The 2,526-nt window shown below is 50.7% G+C and carries 1 protein-coding gene; it reads right to left on the bottom strand.

Features of this window, described 5'->3' with window-relative positions; translation table 11 throughout:
* A partial coding sequence (locus LG198_RS11065; RefSeq protein WP_230343244.1) for an RHS repeat domain-containing protein occupies positions 1–2,526 on the bottom strand: 2,526 nt, incomplete at both ends.

Here is a 2,526-nt window from a genome sequence, read left to right as displayed (position 1 = left end):
CGGGGTGACGGTGAGGCTGGTGACAGAGAGGGCTTGGGTGGTGCCGATGGTGATGGGGCTACCCAAGGTGATGTCGGTGCGGTTGTGGCGGATGAGCCAGCCGTTGGCGTCATAGGCTTCGATGTCGAATTCGTAGGCGTAGGTGCTGTTCCAATCCGGCACCAGGGCAGCGGGGTTCCAGGTGAATTGGCCGGCGACGCTGCCAGCGGTGAGGGTAATGGGGGCGCTGTAGCTGTCCGTAGAACCTGCGACACGGTAGCGGAGCTTGAGGGTGGATGCCTCCTCGCCCTGGTGGAAGGTGAGGGTCGGCGGGACGGTCAGGGCGCCTACCGAGAGGTTGCCATTCGCATCACGGCTTAAGGAGCCGGTGGAGGTGCGGATTAAGTCGCCACTGGCATCCCGTACGTCGAGTTCGAGGTCGTACTCAACGGCGTTGACAAAGACGCCAAGCGCACTGGTGGGCAGGGTGAAGCTGCCAACGCCGAAGAAGCCGGCAACGAATGAAGACGAGGGAACCTCACTCCAGCCACCGCCGCTGCCTTTCACTCGGTAGCGAAGGGCGAGGCTTGCAGCTGTAATGCCTTGGCCGATGAAATTCAGCTGAGGGCTCTGAGGATTGATCAGTTGTGAGCTTGCCGTTTCTGCCGTTGCACCAAATTTGAGGTTATTTAGTGTGAAGTTATGGTTATGGAAGCTGGAGTCAAAGTAAAAAGTACGGTTAGCGTTAGTATTTACAGTACGTATCACTGCACCATTCTTAAGATAACGAACATCTGTCCCAACATACTCCACGGCCAAGACATCTGATGTTGTGTAACTACCAAAGTTACCTATAAGTGTACCGCTCTCGTAAATCTGGAGCGTTCCACTGGATGTCGGATACCACGCATAGTCTAAGGATGTGTAACTTTTATCTCGTGAAGGATCGGCATTAAGTCCAAACATTCCATGCAGGTTAGTTTGACCTGCTTGTGCCGAAACGTAAGCATTCCCAGTGTAAGCATGACTACTATAGGCATCAGTGTCCCATCCAGCGGAACTGTTACCGACTTTGGTCAGGGACGTAGTGTTGAAATTGATATCTGTGGCATTAGCAGCAGAGCTGCCAAAGAAAATGTGATTGAGGGCAAAGCCAACACTATTGAAGCTGGAGTCAAAATAGAAAGTGCGATTGGCAGTTGTATTCACCGTGCGCATCACCACGCCATTTTTTAGGTAACGAACTGTAGTACCCACATATTCAACAGCCAGAACATCTGACGGCGTATAGGTCCCATAATCCCCAGCATAACTACCATTCTCGTATATCTGGAGAATGCCGCCAGCAGTGGGATACCATGCATAATCTAGCGTGTTATAGCTCTTGTTTGCCGTAGGGTCTGCATTGAGGCCAAACATGCCGGCCAGGTTCGTTTGACCCGCTTGCGCAGAAACATAGGCGCCTCCGGTGAAGCTTTCCATACTAATGGCATCCGCATCTCCCCAGGCATTGCCGCCGCCTGTTTTTTTAACGGAATTCCCGGTGAGGGTGATATTGAATGTCGGATGTGCAATGGCGTTAGTGGTAATAACTCCAGCAGGATTGGTGACAATGGCCCCACCTGCCCCACTCGTTAAGAGGGGTGTTTGAGGTGAAACAGTGGGGGCAGAGGCATTGGTGGTGTTGAATGTGCCACCTTGGGCATTCAGTATTTCGCCTGCACTGTTCAAGGCAAAGTATTGGTATTCATAATCACCTGGAGTGAGGCTGCTCCAATCGAAGGCGTACATGCCGGTCATCGCAGCGCCGGTGGTGTTGACCATTTGCGGCACCGAAACAGTGGTGTAGGCATCATTAGAGCCGCGGGGACGATAACTTAATAGTAATTTAGACGTCGTCGTAGGTTGATTTGTTATATATATATTTTTAGGTAAGCTAAACTCTACTGTGCCGTTTACTGCAGAACTTGGTGTTTGTGTAACAAATACCTCACCAATATCTGTTTGATAATATATCTTAAAAAAAACCGAATAAGGATGAGGGCCAGGATTGCCCCAACCAGCATCTCCATGAGAGATGTGGTAATAGAATCCGTAAGGAGAACTTATATCTACGTGATTAGCTCCATAGGAGGAATAAAACGATCCAATGTAATCTTCGCCTGGAATGTTTACTTCAACTCTAATTCTACCGCCAGCAATTAAGTTTCCTCCCGAAAATGCTAAGACTGGCTGAAGTCTATTCCACGTAACTGTGGTGAATCCAGCATTTATAGCTCCTGCCAACACCGGATTTTCCAAGCTGTTAGCCGAGACGGTTCCATTGCTCGGTGCCCTGACGACCGTACTTTGCCCATTTGCATTGGTTTCGATCACCGCTGTTGAGCTCCACCCCTCCATCCCCGGCTGAATCGTCTTCGTCAGCTGATTGCGCTGATCGAAGAGGCTATACGTCAAGAAGACCTTGTCCGTATTGAGCGCGTTGTCATGCCCCAGGACCTGACTGAGCATCAGATTGCGCAAATCCAGCGTCCCATTGATGCTTAG

Origin of the sequence: Methylobacillus arboreus, from assembly GCF_020532725.1 — a bacterium.
Classification (GTDB): Bacteria; Pseudomonadota; Gammaproteobacteria; order Burkholderiales; family Methylophilaceae; genus Methylobacillus; species Methylobacillus arboreus.
The sequence above is the reverse complement of the archived record's forward strand: the minus strand, read 5'-3'. Positions and strand labels throughout refer to the sequence as shown.